Raw genomic sequence first — 15,199 nt, forward strand, 5'->3', positions numbered from 1 at the left:
ACAAAATCAATGAATGAACAGTTGTTGAATTCCGATTCCAAACAGCATCAACTGAACTGGAAGAGCAATCAAGATTGTAATCCGCCAACTGTGTCGTATCATTTGTATATAATCCACGTCCACTTTTTTGATGCGTTGCCATAAGGCGTTGACCGCAAAAATCAAGAGTACGGCAATCAATAACCATCCTAAGTAATTTTGACCTGTCAGTGCAATCAACGCGACATGAATCCCATACAATACGATGAATGTACCTAAATCAAGTGCAAACCGAACTGCTTTTCCATGTTGGCGAAAGACAGCAAAAAAAATGATATATAGACTAACCAAGCTGAAGACTGGAAAGATAATAAACCACGTCACATCGAATCCCCTCTTTTTTCCTGAGATTTAATCTGATGAAAATAAAAAGTCAGTAAGGGCGTCGGATTCATCGCGTGTTCCAGGACAAAACCGACAATCGGTTCAATTTCTGTCTGTCTTCCCCGCTCTAGATCTTGAAGCATCGACGAACGATTCAATGCGGTCCGTCTGATGACCTGTGCGATTTCTTCATAACTGATCGGATGCTCTGGAAAGACGTTCCGTAACTCTTCAAAAATACCGTGTGCCTTTTCAGCATAGGGCGCTTCCAACAATTGACCGTTTGTAATCCGGTAATAGGCTGTTAATGGATTGATGACCGCATTCATGAATAATTTCGTTAACATGACCTGCTCGATATTCGGAACATACTCAAACTGTAACGGTGTCGCTTCAAGCATCGGAACAGGTACTCGTCCGTAGCGGATGCGTCCCATCCCGGTATGTTGCACCGCGTATCGTCCCGTTCTCATGGCACCGTGTTCGACGATTCCGAACAAAGCATACTGTACCCGCTCTGCTTCTTTCACATGCCCCATTCCGTTCTGTAAGAACATGACCGGCATCTTTCCGGTCGTCAGGTAAGGCATCACACTTTTTATATCATACGACTTTGTCGTCACGAACACCAAGTCTTGTGACTCGAATTGACTAAGTGGCCGTACCTCTACCGGTTGGCTGACTTGGTCATCCCGGAGGATGGTGATGTCGTGCCCTGTCGTTTGTCTCGTATAGAGTGTCACATGGTGTTGTTCTGCAAGGTAGGACGCGATTAACAATCCAATCGATCCGGCACCGATGATTCCTATATTACTCATCCGCTCACGCTCCTTCTTTCATCAAAAAAAGCGACCTGTCAAACCGATTGCTCGATTCTAGGGTCGCTTTTATACCGATCATTCAGCTTACTTGCTGACGATTTCTTTACCTTTGTACGAGCCACATGCTTTACAAACGCGGTGTGAAAGTTTCATTTCACCACAGTTTGGGCACTCGACCATACCTGGTACACGGAGTTTGAAATGAGTACGGCGAAGACGTTTGCGTGTTTTCGACGTTCTGCGGAATGGTACTGCCATCGTTGTCCACCTCCTTGAAAAAATACACTCGTCTTTTTATGAAAAGATTAGGAATCCTGATCTTTTTTAAAGAACTGAGCGAGACCCGCAAGTCGCGGATCAATTTTTGGTTCAGTTTCTTCTGGCGCTTCTTCAGAGAGAACCGTCCAGCCTTCCCCTTGAACCAACTGATTTTCTTCATCATCCCCATGCACTTGCACTGGCACATGAAGTAAAATCAATTCTTGCACGAGTGGTTGAAGATCAACCGTATTCCCGTTCGGTAAGTTGATCTCATCCGAATCACTCGGAACAGCATCAACCTCGAGCAGGAACGACTCGATGGATTCAATCTCGAACGGGTACGCGACGTCACTCAGCGTCCGGGCATCCGGAAGCGTCATTTCACCTGTAATCCGGAGATTGAATATTAATTGATTCGATGTAAACGATGCATTTGCACGAACGTGCACAGGTTGCACCGCCCGGATATCCGGATGGAGGGCGATAAGCTCAGGAAGCTCAATCGTCTCGTTAACCTGAAGTTGACCCAGATTGCGCAATTTATTCAATTGCATCAGGGACCATTTCATCCGAATCACCTCAATTGCAACAATATGAATTATAGAGAGGACATCTTGTTTTGTCAATGTTTTTTCTTTACACTGAAATCGCTAGAGAACGAACACTTTTGGACGTCTTCATCCATATTACCGCACTTAATTCGGTTTGCAAAGGAGAAAGTTTCATGAGAATGACTGCAATTATTTCTGAGTACAATCCGTTTCACAATGGACACCTTTATCAAGCCAAAATCGCACGCCAGGAAACCGGTGCTGATTTGATCGTTGCGATCATGAGCGGGACGTTCACACAACGCGGGGAACCGGCCTTTACAGATAAATGGTCGCGCGCGCAAGCAGCTGTCGCAAGTGGTGAAATCGATCTCGTTCTCGAACTTCCATTTTATTTCGCTGTCCAACGGGCTGACCGGTTCGCCCTCGGCGGGGTAACGATTGCGGAGACCATCGGAGCCGAAATTTTATCGTTCGGGAGCGAATGTGGTCAGTTAGCCTCTTTCATCCATGCCGCTGCTGAAAATCATGAAGCGAGTCCACGTTATCAAGAATTGGTCCAACAAGGATTAGCGCGCGGACTGTCTTCGGCAACAGCCGCCAGCCAAGCATTTCGGGAAATGACGACAACCCTGGACTTGACGACGCCGAATAATACCCTCGGCTACTATTACGCACGGGCTGCCTCTACGATTACCTTACACACGACTAAACGAATCGGGAGCGGCTATCATGACCTTTCGATCGGTGACATCATGAGTGCGACGGCCATCCGCGCCTACTATGCCAAACACCACTCGTTAATCGGTTTGCCGGCACTGACCGCTGAGACGCTGCAGAACGCGGTCTTCGCTTCATTTGAGCCCTACTATCCGTTTATCCGCCACCGCCTTCTGACAACCAGTCTCGATGATTTAACGCAATTTAACGGGATTGATTCTTCCTTGGCTCCGCGATTGATTGAAGGAGCACGCAAAAACGAGACGTTTGACGACTTCATGGCTGCTGTCAAAACGCGTCGTTATACCCGGACGAGCCTTCAACGCGCCCTGATTTACGTATTGACTTCAACTAAGGCAAATGAGATTGATGAGATTGCATTTGACCGGATTGACTATGTGCGTCCGTTAGCATTCAATGATAAAGGACGCCTCGCTTTACGCGAAATCAAACAACGGGTCCCGGTCATCTCGACATTCGAGAAACATCCTTGGCTCATCAAAGAAAGCCAAGTCACAGCAGCCTATGCTGTGCCCTTGGCTCGTTATGACGCACTCGAAGAGCATCGCCGTTTTGCTCATTTCGCCGGCAACGCTTCTAAATAATCCAGTGCATCTTCCACTGTCTTGATCGGGACGAGTTTCATATTCGTCTCGATTTTTTTTATGGACGGTTTAGCTTCTTTGTAATTTTCACCGGACGGGACAAACATGATTTCTGCATCCGCTTCGTCTGCTGCCACAACTTTTTGCCAGGCGCCGCCGATTGGACCGACTTTTCCACCTTCTTCAATCGTACCTGTCCCGGCAATTTTATACCCTTTCGCTAAGTCACCCTTCGTCAGTTGGTCGTAAATCTCGAGTGTAAACATCATCCCAGCCGACGGACCGCCGACATCCTTGACGTTAAAATCGACTTCTGGATCCGTCTTTACCGAAGACATCGGAAGCGGCTCATAAATCCCCAGTCCAACTCGCTCTGATTCCTTCGTCAGCTGACTGACTTTGATATTCGTTTGTCGTTGTTTTTTGTTTCGTAGGAACGTCAACTCTACTTCCGTCCCAGCTTTTTTACTGCTGATCGTTTCCATGAATCCGCTCAATGAAGTAATCGCTTCGTCACCAACCGCCGTGATTTGGTCCCCCGCTTTTAACTTCCCGTCTGCCGGACCGTCCGGAATGATGCCAGTTACATAAATGCCCTTGAAATCGACCGTCGCCTTCTTCCCTGCGAGCTCATACCCTTCAATCGTCGCGTTATGCTGGGCTTCTTCCATGTAAAGCTTCTGACGTTTCTCATACTGCGTATCCGACTCACCGTCATACAAATAGTCACTGACACTCGAACGATCCGCAAACGGCAAAAATAGGCTCTCTACGAGAAAATACGGAGTCGCCCGGCGCTGGGCAATCGTTAACATCATTAAATCCCCCGGCTCCTTCGTCGCTCCTTCGACATCAATCAATTGCTCCGTCGAGGTCGCATCTCCGGGATAAGAGATAAAATACGGAAGCGGAACAAAAAAAGCAATCATCGCTGCGAGTACAGCGGCCAGTGCCGGTTTCCAAGCTTTCATCTCAATTCTCCTTTGCTGTATTTATGACGTAATGCTTCTTCGACGGCAGGAGGCACAAGTCCGGCAACGGAGGCTCCGTATTTTGCGGCTTCCTTGACAATCGATGAACTCAAAAACGAATATTGGTTATTTGTCATCATAAACAAAGTCTCGATTTGATCATTCATTTTTTTATTGATTGAGGCGACCTGCATTTCATATTCAAAATCCGATACGGCACGTAATCCACGGACGATGACGTCGGCTCCGACCTCCGAAGCATAATCGACGAGTAACCCGTTAAAGGAATCGACTTTAATGTGCGGTAAATGTTCCGTCACTTTCGAAATCAGCTCCATTCGTTCACGCACCGAAAACAGCGGTTGCTTGGAGGAATTGTTCAGTACGGCAACGATTATTTCGTCAAAGATTGGTGCTGCCCGTTCAATGATATCAAGATGTCCGTTCGTGATGGGATCAAAACTCCCGGGACAGATGGCGATTCGTTTCATGCTTGTTCCTCCAGTTCTGTAAATTCATACAATGTAATTGAGATGACCGTAGAGTACCGCAGACGTTTGATGACCTGTAAACGACCGATTTCATCCGGTAACTCCGTCTCCGTTCCATGTTCACAAATAATGACGCCATTGTCTGTCAGCATGTCATGTTGATCTATGTACGCCACTTGGTCAGCAAGTTGCTCCTTCGCATACGGTGGATCAAGAAAAATCAGTTTAAAAGGTGAATCGCCCGAAAGTTCCGATAATGCCACCGTCACGTCCTTCTTTAAGACGCGGCTGCGCTCTGTAAAGCGTGTTGTTTCTAAATTTTCTTTGATCGTTTGAATCGCTTTAAAGTGTTGATCGACAAAAACCGCTTCATCACACCCTCGTGATAATGCCTCGATTCCAAGACCGCCACTCCCGGCAAATAAATCGAGTGCCTTTCCTCCGTCAAAATACGGTCCGATGACATTAAACAAAGACTCTTTGACTTTATCTGTCGTCGGTCGTGTCTGATCTCCAGGCACAGCTTTGATTCGCATCCCTTTTCGTTCCCCTGATATGACCCGCATGCATTCTCATCCTTTCACAAAAAAGCGACGAGGATGACCTCATCGCTCTACCTGTTAGACTTCTTCTTGTATCTTACCTTTTTTATTTGCATAAGTTTCACTGATGAACGGTCGTTCTGATCGAATGACGCTTTCGACAAACGGTAATTCTGTAATCCGTTCAACCACCTGTTCATGTCGTTCCAAATCAACGTATAAAAAGACGTATCGTTCCCGTTTTGAAGTGAAATAGACATTTCCGAACCGACGCAATTGACGTGATGCTTTCAATGCATTGACATAGACGATAAGTCCAATTCGATCCTTGATCACACACCGTTCCTCCCTTGTGTCGTTCTTAACCGCTACAGCTGCAGCTTCCTCCAGTCGAACATCCGCCTGCGCATCCTTGATCGAAAAACGGATTTCCGGTCGGTACTTTGATTTGAGGAGAGACTTGTCCTGCCAGGACGAGACTGACTTGTCCGAGAAGTGTTTCCAATTGTTTTTCAGCTTTTTTAAACTGCGCGACTTCCTCTTGTAAATCCAGTGCACGTTTAATTTCATGTACTTTTTTTGTGATGGTTTGATAATCCGGATGATACCGGCCAAATCGTTGCACCAATTCGTACTCTTCCTTGATTCGGTTGAAGTCCCGAATCACATCCTGTGCTTGTCTTGAGTTTGCACGTGCCTGTTTTGCTAATCTATATGCTTGACCTGTTTCGCTTTGCGAGAGAGAGTATGCAAGGTCTTCCGCTGCGTTGATGAGGTCGACTGTTTTATCTGAATAAATCACAACGAATCTCCTCCTTAACTTAACCATCATATCATAACATTTATCTCGCTCCTAGCACGCTGAATTGTGTATAATTTGTTCAGAAGGAAGGAATGAATTGTATGCAATTTTTATCATTTAACATGTTCCGGACGATTGGAATCAAAACCGAACATGCGAAGTCGGATTATCATTTTGATTCATTAAATAAAATCGCCCAGGCGGATGTCATCTTGTTCCCGGAATACTGGCAGATTCATTCCATCATCTATGGAATGAAAAAACCGATTTTCCCTTCGGCAGCGACGTTCCATTTGGGTCACGATAAAATCGAAATGACACGGATTTTCAAAACCGTTATTCCCGATAATATTCCCCGGACAGAAATTTACGGAAAAAACGAATTCACGATTTCCCGTGTACTCGATCAGTTCAGTTTTCCGTTCGTCGCCAAGACCGTCCGCAGTTCCATGGGTCAAGGCGTCCATCTGATCAAAAATGACGCGGACTGGGATAAATACGTGGCGCAACATGATACGTTTTATGTACAGGAATATATTCCGAATGAAAAGGATTTACGTGTCGTCGTCGTCGGCGATCACGTTCTCGCTGCCTACTGGCGGGTCGGCGGTACCGAGTTCTTAAATAACGTCGCTCAAGGGGGTGTCCTTGATTTCGAGAACATTCCACAGGAGGCACTTGACTTTGTGCTGACGCTCGCTAAGCAACTTGATATCGATCATGCCGGATTTGATCTCATTTTCCGGGACGGTCATATTTATGTGCTTGAATTTAACGTTTTCTTTGGCGGAGAAGGGTTAAATCATCTCGGCATCCATGCACCGGATACGATTCTTGAATACGTTGAGCGAAAATACGGAAGTTCATGAATTCTTCAAATTGACTTCACAACTTTTTCTTTATCGGTTGTTTCATTATGGTATGATAGCTTGGAAAGACTAGTGTACGCTAGCAAACTGGGGTATAGGGGGATTCACACATGAAGTTTGAACAGTTCGGAATCGAAAATAAGGAAATGAAGTTTGGGTTACTCGAAACGATTATGGCGCATCACCGTTTCGTCCGTGAAGGACAATGGGATTATGAGCGTGCCATGTATGACATGAAGTACGAAAAACAATCGACGGGCGAGGTATTTTACCTCCGTATTCCGGTCTATGCCATTCAAGGTGAGATCGAGGACCGTCAAGCAGTCGTTCGGATGTTGACACCGTTACTCGGAAAACATTACTATCCGCACGGCGTCGAGTACGATGAGGAGTTCCCTCCTGAAATCGTCAAAGACTGCGAACGCCGCTTGACTGCACTACTTGAAACGCTCGAAAAATAAGCATCAAACGAATCAAAATTCACCTTTCGTGGATTTTGATTTTTTTTTGCATATCCATTTCTTAAAAAAGGTTGTAAAAAGGAGGCACCTTCTCATGAACCGAGAAAGTGCCTCCTTTACTTTTTCCGGACATCCCGCTGGAATCGATGGGTTCCGGTTACTTGGCCACCAACTGAAGATAGTCGAGCACATCTTCCCCTAATTGGAGGTTTACTTGTTCACGCAAATAGTGATACAAACCCGGAAGCCGGGTGGCGTCGACCTGGACTTTCAAGCTGAATGAAATCGAGTCTCCGGATAATCGTTTGATCCGTGCTACAGTTGCGCCGAAATCAAGGACTGTACAGAGTAAAAGTTCTTCAATCGCTTGTACGGAGACCGTCACTTCGCCTGTTACTTCATACTGCTGTTCCATCACGGTATTCACTCCTTCGCAAGTTGTTTGACCGATGTCATTACTTCCTCTAAGTCAACCGGTTCGTCTGTCGTTTTTGCCATCGAAGAAATCGCCCGGACTTTATTATCCCGATCAAGGATGAACATCTGCGTGCCGTGTGTGACCAAGCCGCTTTCTGCTTTTGAATAATAGAAATTCAATTGGCGTGTCAGACGATCGATGACGACATCGTCTCCCGTCAAGACTTTCCAGCCTTCTGCATTCGCCTCGAAGTTGGACGCATATTTTTTCAGGACTTTTTGTGTATCCACTTTCGGGTCGACCGTAACCGCAACAAGTTCAACATCTGTTCCGTACAATTCTTCAGCACGTAACTGTTTTTCTAATTTGCGGTAATCGTTTAACGTCAACGGACAGATGTCCGGACAGTTCGAGTAGAAAAACGTCAAGACTTTGACTTTTCCATCTTCCGAACTAAACTGCTTTCCATCGACTGCATTCGTCAATTCAAACGGAGTTGGTTCCGCAATGACAGGTAATTTTTCTTTCATGAAAAAATAATAATATCCGCCTGCTGCAGCCACTAAAATCAATACGACTGCGGCGACAGTCAAATAACTGTTTTTCTTCAAATCAAGACCTCCTTAATGGTTCCAGATTGCCCGAAACACATTTGTTGTCTCTCCCGGCTCGTAGACCACGTATAAAAGACAGTAGACGATAACACCTGTAATCGCCGTTAAAAACCAAATGACCGATGCTTTCGGACCAATTTTACGGTGTTTCGCAAAGTTTTTCTTATAAGCAAAGAAAAGAGCCATCAGTCCAAGGACACCACCTGATGTGGCGAGCAGGATATGGAAAATCAAAAATCCAGTATAGTACGGTTTAATCGTATCGGGTCCTCCAAATGCAGTGTTGCCCAATAAAATCGTTCGTAACGCATACATGATGAAGAAGAGTAAAGCTAACGCAGCAGCAATCGTCATCACGAATTGGTGTGCTTTCATATTCCGGCGTGTCTGCGCAATCAAAAACCAACCGATTGCGACAAAAATCGCACTGATGACAATCAACGAGACACAAATCAACGGCAAATAACTCATGTTCCAACTTCCCCCAATTTAATCCGCTTTTGGCGAGAAGGACATACCTTCATCGACAGCAGTACTTTTAGAACGTCTGACCCATGTAAAGAACGTCAGACCAAAGAACAGCCCGTACACTAATTCTTGACCGAGTTTCATGAGAACTCCGCCAAAACGCTGGTCCTCAAGCAAATCTTTTGTTGTTCCGAATAGTCGTTCCATGTTGAGTCCACTTAAATCATTATTCGGCATACAGTATGCTAATACTTTCGCAAAAGTAGCCGGATCCTGATAGGCATCGTACTGAAAACTTTGACTAAAGATCATGAACGCACACGCTGGTGTCAACAATACACCGTTCGCCACGATATACACCATCTTCTTCAAGTCCGACAAACTGTCTTCTTCGTTGACGGGTGCAATGATCGGATACCACATCGTCATGCTGAGGAAAATCAGTGTTCCGTGGAAAATCCGGTGCACCGTATAATTCGTCAAGACATAATCAAAGATGAATGGCATGTGGTAAAACGTGAACAAGGAATTAAACAAAATCAGTGCAATCAACGGCAAAATGAAAAATCGTAATGTCCGTCCGAGATATGGCACCTCAAACAACCGTTTGAATACCCACCCTGGAATCGCCATCATCAAGAGCGGTGGCGCCACCATATACACGAATACCATCTGCAGCATATGGGCAGAGAATGTGATGTGCGCGAGGACGTCAAGCGGACTGCCAAAACCGATGTAATAGACGAATAATGCCGCAAGCATCGAAAACTTCTGCCCTAGCGTCGTCTCAGCTTCATCGGGTCGACGAATCTTTTCCGTCAAGACAGCGTATAAAACATATATACCAATCAAAAGTAATGCATAATATGGACTCCATAAAACCGTCCAGTCGAATTGTGATAAAGATCCCCTTAAATTGCCTAACATGTTTTCACCCCGTTCCTTTTTCCTACAGATTAAGATTACCGTTCCCCTATTTCATTGTAAAGGTTTCTCATAAAACGATTCCAAAATAAAAGACCATCCTGCTAAACGTTAGCAGAATGGTCACAATTTATTACCAGATCAAAAGACGGAGTGTCGCGACGATCGTCAAGGCGACGAAGATACCGAGTGCCATCATGACTTTGATCCATGTATTTCCTTTATTGTTCATGTGCATGAACATATAAAGTTGGAGGTACACTTGCACGATTGCCATGATGATCAGGAATCCACCGGCTGCCCAATGTGGCATGAGTTCTGCCATGACCGCACCAAAAGCAATCAGTGTGAGAAAGATCATCAAAGCGAAACTTGTGAGTTGCAACTGCATCTCGCGGCTGCGATCTGCTTTCATCTCGAGTTCAACTTGATTACGTGTTAATTGCGGTTCGTGTTTTTCCATCTTATTTCACCATCCCCATGAGATAGACGACTGAGAAGATAAAGACCCAGACGACGTCAATGAAGTGCCAGTAAAGACTTGAAACATAATACTTCGGTGCGTTAACGACCGTAATCCCGCGATTCCAGTTCCGAATCAACAATGTAGAGATCCAGAGGAGACCGAACAAAACGTGTGCTCCGTGGAATCCAACCAATGTGTAGAAGGCAGATCCAAAGGCACTTGAAGTAAACGTGTGACCGATGTGGTAGTAATGGTTGAACTCATAAATCTCACCGCTGAGGAACCCTAAACCGAGTGCAAGCGTGATGATCAACCACATTTTCATTTTCTTCACATCATTACGTTTCATCGCCATCATCGCAAGAACACTTGTCAGTGAACTTGTGAGAAGGAGCATCGTCATGATGAAGACAAGACCCATTTCAAAAATATCGTAACTGCGTAATCCTTCTTTCGCACCGGAGTTGTGCAACCCGATGTACGTCCCGAAGAGAGAAGCGAACAATGTCGTCTCTCCTCCAAGGAAGAACCAGAAGGCTACATATTTATTCTTACCCTCAAGTGTTGCTTTTTCAACATGATCCGGAATACCCGTAATCGGGTTGTTTGGTACTGAATGATGTCCCATCTTACTTCGCCTCCTTTTCAGCTTCAAGGCGTAGATCTTTTTCGATTTCCGCTTTCGGGATGTAGTATCCTTCATCGTCAATCCAAGAACGGAGGAACATTGCGAAGAGTGTCATCGCAAGACCGATCAAGGCGATAATCAGACCTACTGTACCGTAGTCAAGGCGAAGAATGAATCCGAGACCGGCAAGGAATAAACCGACAGACATGACGAATGGCAGGATCGAGTTGTTCGGCATGTGGATATCGCCGACTTCTTCCGAAACCGAAACCGTTTTGTTTCCAGCCATTTTTTCGAGCCAGTATGTGTCAAGACCTTTAACAAGTGGAATCTGTGCAAAGTTGTACTCTGGAGTTGGGACAGGAAGTGTCCACTCGAGGGTACGACCGTCGCCCCAGACGTCACGTTTAACGTATTCTTTTGACATCAATGCCGCAACGATGGATACGACAAGAACGATTGTCGAGACACCCATGAAGGCTGCTCCGATTGATGACAGTAAGTTCATTGTTTCCCAGCCTTGGTTTGGCAAGTACGTGAAGACACGACGTGGCATACCAGTCAGACCGAGAATGTGTTGTGGGAAGAACGTCAAGTGGAAGCCGATGAAGAACAACCAGAATTGAATTTTACCCCAGAACTCGTTGAGCTGTTTCCCGAACATGAGTGGGAACCAGTAGTACAGACCTGCGAAGAGACCGAAGACAACTCCACCAACGATAACGTAGTGGAAGTGGGCAACTACGAAGTAGCTGTCATGGTACTGATAATCGGCAGGAGCAACAGAAAGCATGACCCCTGTCATACCACCAACAAGGAACGATGGGATGAAGGCAACCGAGTAGAGCATCGCAACTGGGAACGTCAATTTACCGCCCCATAGCGTAAAGAGCCAGTTAAAGATTTTAACCCCGGTCGGAACGGCGATAGCCATTGTCGCAACCGCGAAGATTGCGTTCGCAACCGGACCAAGTCCAACTGTGAACATGTGGTGAACCCAAACCATGAATCCTAAGAAACCGATTAACATTGTCGCAAAGACCATCGTCGTATAACCGAAGAGACGTTTACGGGCAAAAGTAGGAATGATTTCTGAGAAGATACCGAAGGCCGGTAAAATCAAGATATACACTTCCGGGTGACCGAAAATCCAGAAAAGGTGTTCCCAGATGACGATGTTACCACCGGCTGCCGGATCGAAGAAATGTGCCCCGAACAGACGCTCAAACGTCAAGAGGAACAATCCGACCGTAAGTGGCGGGAATGCGAAAACGATCAATGCTGATGCAACGAATGCTGTCCATGTGAACAACGGCATCCGCATCAGTTTCATACCTGGTGCACGCATGTTCAAAATCGTAACGAGGAAGTTAATCCCCCCCATGAGTGTACCGAAACCAGAAATCTGTAATCCGAGTGAGTAGAAATCAACACCGAGTGATTCTGGAACAGTTGAAAGTGGTGCATATGCTGTCCACCCTGCGTTCGGAGCTGCGCCGAAGAACCATGACAGGTTCAACAAAACTCCCCCGAAGAAGAACAACCAAAAACCAAGTGCATTTAAAAACGGAAACGCAACGTCACGTGCTCCGATTTGAAGCGGAACAGCAGCGTTCATATAACCGATCAACATCGGCATGGCTGCCAGGAAGATCATGGTCGTACCGTGCATCGTGATCAACTGGTTAAATAATTCACCGCTGACGAAATCGTTCATCGGTTTAATCAATTGAAAACGAATCATTAAGGCTTCTACGCCACCAACCAGAAGGAAAAACAATCCAGAGATGATATAGAGAACCCCGATTTTTTTATGGTCGACTGTCGTTAGCCAGTCCATGATGCCGGTTTTTTTCTTCGGCATACCCATAGTATGTGTCCCCACTATGATTCCCCCTTAAATATTATTGGAGCTTTTTGTCCAATAGGTAGTCTGCAAGTTCGCTTAACTCTTCATCGCTAATCTTATCTTCAGAGAAACCAGGCATTTTTGTTCCTTGTTTTTCTTTTTGTGGATCGCGAATCCATTTTTCGAGATTTTCTTTGTCATGATCGAGGTATCCAGCGATACGCTGACGATCACCAAAGTTTGTTAAGCTTGGCGCGACTTTCCCGCCACCGTGACAGCTGAGGCAGTTTTGTGCGTAAACCTGCTCGCCAGTCGTCCAGTTTTTTTCATTTTTTGCATCCAATTGTTTTGTTTCTGCTTCTTTAGCTGATTTCATGTCTTTAAGCCATGCATCATAATCATCTTGTTCAAGCGCGATGACCTTGAAGTCCATCAAAGCATGCGATGGTCCACATAACTCGGCACATTTACCGTAGTACGTACCGGCTTCTTGTGCTTGTAACCACATTTCATTCTCAAGACCCGGGTTTGTATCTGTTTTACCTGAAAGAGCAGGTACCCAGAATGAGTGAATGACGTCTTTTGAAGTTAAGTTGACAGCAACACGTTTTCCGACTGGAATAACGAGCTCTTGTCCTGTTGAAACACCTTTGTCTGGATATTCGAACTCCCACCAGTACAGGTTTGCTGTAACGTTGATGACTTCATTTTTCTTCGCTTCTTTCGCATCTGCTAATTCAACCGTCGTTTTGATGGTTGGTACGGCAAGAACGACTAATAAGAGAATCGGAATGACTGTCCAGATGATTTCAAGTGTGTGATTTCCTTCCACTTGTTTCGGAACAGTGTTGTCTCCAGCTTTACGACGGAATTTCATAAGTACGTAAATATAGATGACTGCTACAATCGCAAGGACAAACAACATGACCCATAAGCTGAGCTTAATGATTTCAAGTTGCATTTGTGCGCCTTCCCCGCGAGGCTGTAGTGCGGACAATTCCGGGATTCCACAACCTGATAACAATAATGCCATCAAACCGATCGGAAGAAGCCGGAAGAGCATTTTTCCTGATTTTTTCACAACCATCCCCACTTTCTTTTCCCCAATTTTTTTCTTTCTTAATGGTGTCCGTGAAGTATGTCAAATCGTTTTAGAGAGAAACGAGTACGACCGTCACGATCCAAGCCGTGAAATAAAAGAGCGAGAAGAAAAACATCTTCGAAGCCCACTTAATCTCAGCTTGTTCTTCCTTGATTTTGAGACCTTTCAGTCCCATGTAGAGCCAGTATCCACCAAGCGCAGCCATCACAAGCATGTAAATGATGCCGTAATGCGCGAGGAGGAGTGATGATGGAACTAAAACTGCAATCCACCATACAATTTGCCGTTTCGTGATCGCAAAACCATTGACGACAGGTAACATTGGAATACCGGCAGCCCGGTACTCTTCCGTCCGTCTCATGGCGAGCGCAAGGAAGTGAGGCGGTTGCCATACGAACATGATGAGAAACAAAATCCATGCATCGATATGAAGTGTTGGAGTGACTGCCGCAAATCCAATGATCGGTGGCACTGCTCCGGAAATACCACCTACGACTGTATTGATCGTGTGTGTCCGCTTTAACCACATCGTATAGATGACGACGTAGACAAACGAACCAATCAATCCGAAAACTGCCGCGACATGGTTAACGATCAGCAAGAGAACGGTACCGGTAGCCAGTATCCCAAGTCCTAATGCCAATATCCGTTGCCCATCCATCTTACCGGTAACACTCGGTCTTCCCATCGTCCGCTCCATCTTGTAATCAATGTCACGGTCGATATAGTTATTGAGGTAACAACTACCGGCAATGACCAGTCCACTTCCGAGAAGCGTCCACAATAATGTCAACTTCGTCTGCCACAAATACAGTAGAACATCATCCGTTAAGTATGATGCTGCCACGACATAACCTGCGAAGACGGTGATGAGATTCGCACGAACGATTCCCATCTTTGCTAGGGTGACATAGTCCTTGAACGTCGGCTGATCCGATTGCTCGATCATGATGTCCAGGGTCTCCCCGTTTACTTTCGCCATGTTGTTTCCTCCTTCTAACCGTCCGCGTTCTTTCTGTACGTAGGATTCACGTATTTTCTTCACAGAAATAACACAGACACGCCACGAAACGTCCTTTTCTCTATAAAAGATACCACATATTCAAGGTCATGACGTATGAAAATACTTTCGACATAATGAACAAAATGTGAAATCTATGTGATTAACCTCACAGTTCACCATATTTACCTAATATTAGAATAGCGTTCTTCTAAAAGATTGCAAGCGTTTCGATATTTTTTATGCGATACTATTGCTAGGTATTTCAAGTAT

Annotated in this window: 21 protein-coding genes; 3 read left to right on the top strand and 18 right to left on the bottom strand. The window is 45.5% G+C overall.

The window, feature by feature from the left end; all coding sequences use genetic code 11:
* Window positions 1-6: 6 nt before the first annotated feature.
* The 4 genes from AC3IRK_RS10395 to AC3IRK_RS10410 form a co-directional block, all read right to left on the bottom strand.
* On the bottom strand, window positions 7-363 hold the full coding sequence (locus tag AC3IRK_RS10395) for a DUF3397 family protein (RefSeq protein ID WP_131502647.1): 357 nt from the start codon (window positions 361-363) through the stop codon (window positions 7-9).
* A complete protein-coding gene (locus tag AC3IRK_RS10400; RefSeq protein WP_131972481.1) occupies window positions 360-1,181 on the bottom strand; it encodes a ketopantoate reductase family protein in 822 nt (273 codons plus the stop codon). Before AC3IRK_RS10400 ends, AC3IRK_RS10395 begins: the two co-directional genes overlap by 4 nt.
* Window positions 1,182-1,268: 87 nt before the next feature.
* Complete coding sequence (gene rpmF / locus AC3IRK_RS10405) at window positions 1,269-1,442, bottom strand: 50S ribosomal protein L32 (protein ID WP_012370841.1); 174 nt, start codon at window positions 1,440-1,442, stop codon at window positions 1,269-1,271.
* A gap of 47 nt (window positions 1,443-1,489) precedes the next feature.
* A complete protein-coding gene (locus AC3IRK_RS10410) occupies window positions 1,490-2,014 on the bottom strand; it encodes a YceD family protein (RefSeq protein WP_114595423.1) in 525 nt (174 codons plus the stop codon).
* Window positions 2,015-2,169: 155 nt separating this feature from the next.
* On the opposite strand from AC3IRK_RS10410, the gene AC3IRK_RS10415 reads away from it, so the two are divergent.
* Entirely contained in the window at window positions 2,170-3,321 is a 1,152-nt protein-coding gene (locus AC3IRK_RS10415; RefSeq protein WP_214852768.1) for a tRNA(Met) cytidine acetate ligase, read from the top strand.
* Here the strand turns inward: AC3IRK_RS10415 and AC3IRK_RS10420 are convergent.
* From AC3IRK_RS10420 to AC3IRK_RS10440, 5 genes are read right to left on the bottom strand one after another with little or no spacing between them, the layout of a single operon-like run.
* Window positions 3,294-4,292: a SepM family pheromone-processing serine protease gene (locus AC3IRK_RS10420; protein WP_489169945.1), complete on the bottom strand. Its 999-nt coding sequence runs from the start codon at window positions 4,290-4,292 to the stop codon at window positions 3,294-3,296. The two genes, AC3IRK_RS10415 and AC3IRK_RS10420, sit on opposite strands and share 28 nt — an antisense overlap.
* Entirely contained in the window at window positions 4,289-4,783 is a 495-nt protein-coding gene (coaD, locus tag AC3IRK_RS10425; RefSeq protein ID WP_131972478.1) for a pantetheine-phosphate adenylyltransferase, read from the bottom strand. The genes AC3IRK_RS10420 and coaD overlap by 4 nt, the downstream gene beginning before the upstream one ends.
* Window positions 4,780-5,349 carry a 16S rRNA (guanine(966)-N(2))-methyltransferase RsmD gene (gene rsmD, locus AC3IRK_RS10430; protein ID WP_489169946.1) on the bottom strand — a complete coding sequence of 190 codons (570 nt, stop codon included), beginning with the start codon at window positions 5,347-5,349 and terminating at the stop codon, window positions 4,780-4,782. The genes coaD and rsmD overlap by 4 nt, the downstream gene beginning before the upstream one ends.
* A 54-nt stretch (window positions 5,350-5,403) precedes the next feature.
* A complete protein-coding gene (locus tag AC3IRK_RS10435; protein ID WP_114595418.1) occupies window positions 5,404-5,661 on the bottom strand; it encodes a YlbG family protein in 258 nt (85 codons plus the stop codon).
* 25 nt (window positions 5,662-5,686) lie between these two features.
* A complete protein-coding gene (locus AC3IRK_RS10440) occupies window positions 5,687-6,127 on the bottom strand; it encodes a YlbF/YmcA family competence regulator (RefSeq protein WP_131972476.1) in 441 nt (146 codons plus the stop codon).
* A gap of 101 nt (window positions 6,128-6,228) precedes the next feature.
* Here AC3IRK_RS10440 and AC3IRK_RS10445 point away from each other — a divergent pair, with 101 nt between their 5' ends.
* On the top strand, window positions 6,229-6,996 hold the full coding sequence (locus AC3IRK_RS10445; protein ID WP_233494513.1) for an ATP-grasp domain-containing protein: 768 nt from the start codon (window positions 6,229-6,231) through the stop codon (window positions 6,994-6,996).
* A gap of 110 nt (window positions 6,997-7,106) precedes the next feature.
* The gene (locus tag AC3IRK_RS10450) at window positions 7,107-7,457 is read left to right on the top strand and encodes a YugN family protein (protein WP_012370850.1); all 351 of its coding nucleotides are present in this window, start codon (window positions 7,107-7,109) and stop codon (window positions 7,455-7,457) included.
* 157 nt (window positions 7,458-7,614) lie between these two features.
* Here AC3IRK_RS10450 and AC3IRK_RS10455 read toward each other — a convergent pair whose 3' ends face one another.
* From AC3IRK_RS10455 to cyoE, 9 genes are all read right to left on the bottom strand, one after another.
* The gene (locus tag AC3IRK_RS10455) at window positions 7,615-7,872 is read right to left on the bottom strand and encodes a hypothetical protein (protein ID WP_114595416.1); all 258 of its coding nucleotides are present in this window, start codon (window positions 7,870-7,872) and stop codon (window positions 7,615-7,617) included.
* 8 nt (window positions 7,873-7,880) lie between these two features.
* The gene (locus AC3IRK_RS10460; RefSeq protein WP_114595415.1) at window positions 7,881-8,486 is read right to left on the bottom strand and encodes an SCO family protein; all 606 of its coding nucleotides are present in this window, start codon (window positions 8,484-8,486) and stop codon (window positions 7,881-7,883) included.
* Between the two features lie 12 nt (window positions 8,487-8,498).
* Window positions 8,499-8,960, bottom strand: a complete 462-nt coding sequence (locus tag AC3IRK_RS10465) for a DUF420 domain-containing protein (protein WP_114595414.1) — start codon at window positions 8,958-8,960, stop codon at window positions 8,499-8,501.
* A gap of 18 nt (window positions 8,961-8,978) precedes the next feature.
* Window positions 8,979-9,884: a cytochrome c oxidase assembly factor CtaG gene (gene ctaG / locus AC3IRK_RS10470; protein ID WP_114595413.1), complete on the bottom strand. Its 906-nt coding sequence runs from the start codon at window positions 9,882-9,884 to the stop codon at window positions 8,979-8,981.
* Window positions 9,885-10,014: 130 nt separating this feature from the next.
* Window positions 10,015-10,344: a cytochrome C oxidase subunit IV family protein gene (locus AC3IRK_RS10475; protein ID WP_131972474.1), complete on the bottom strand. Its 330-nt coding sequence runs from the start codon at window positions 10,342-10,344 to the stop codon at window positions 10,015-10,017.
* 1 nt (window position 10,345) lies between these two features.
* Entirely contained in the window at window positions 10,346-10,975 is a 630-nt protein-coding gene (locus AC3IRK_RS10480; protein WP_012370856.1) for a cytochrome (ubi)quinol oxidase subunit III, read from the bottom strand.
* Between the two features lies 1 nt (window position 10,976).
* The gene (gene ctaD / locus AC3IRK_RS10485) at window positions 10,977-12,845 is read right to left on the bottom strand and encodes a cytochrome c oxidase subunit I (protein WP_026827913.1); all 1,869 of its coding nucleotides are present in this window, start codon (window positions 12,843-12,845) and stop codon (window positions 10,977-10,979) included.
* A gap of 34 nt (window positions 12,846-12,879) precedes the next feature.
* Entirely contained in the window at window positions 12,880-13,911 is a 1,032-nt protein-coding gene (gene coxB / locus AC3IRK_RS10490; protein WP_114595411.1) for a cytochrome c oxidase subunit II, read from the bottom strand.
* 64 nt (window positions 13,912-13,975) lie between these two features.
* The gene (gene cyoE / locus AC3IRK_RS10495) at window positions 13,976-14,908 is read right to left on the bottom strand and encodes a heme o synthase (protein ID WP_188004533.1); all 933 of its coding nucleotides are present in this window, start codon (window positions 14,906-14,908) and stop codon (window positions 13,976-13,978) included.
* Between the last annotated feature and the right edge of the window lie 291 nt (window positions 14,909-15,199).

The sequence above is a fragment of the Exiguobacterium sp. GL_137 genome, assembly GCF_057834585.1.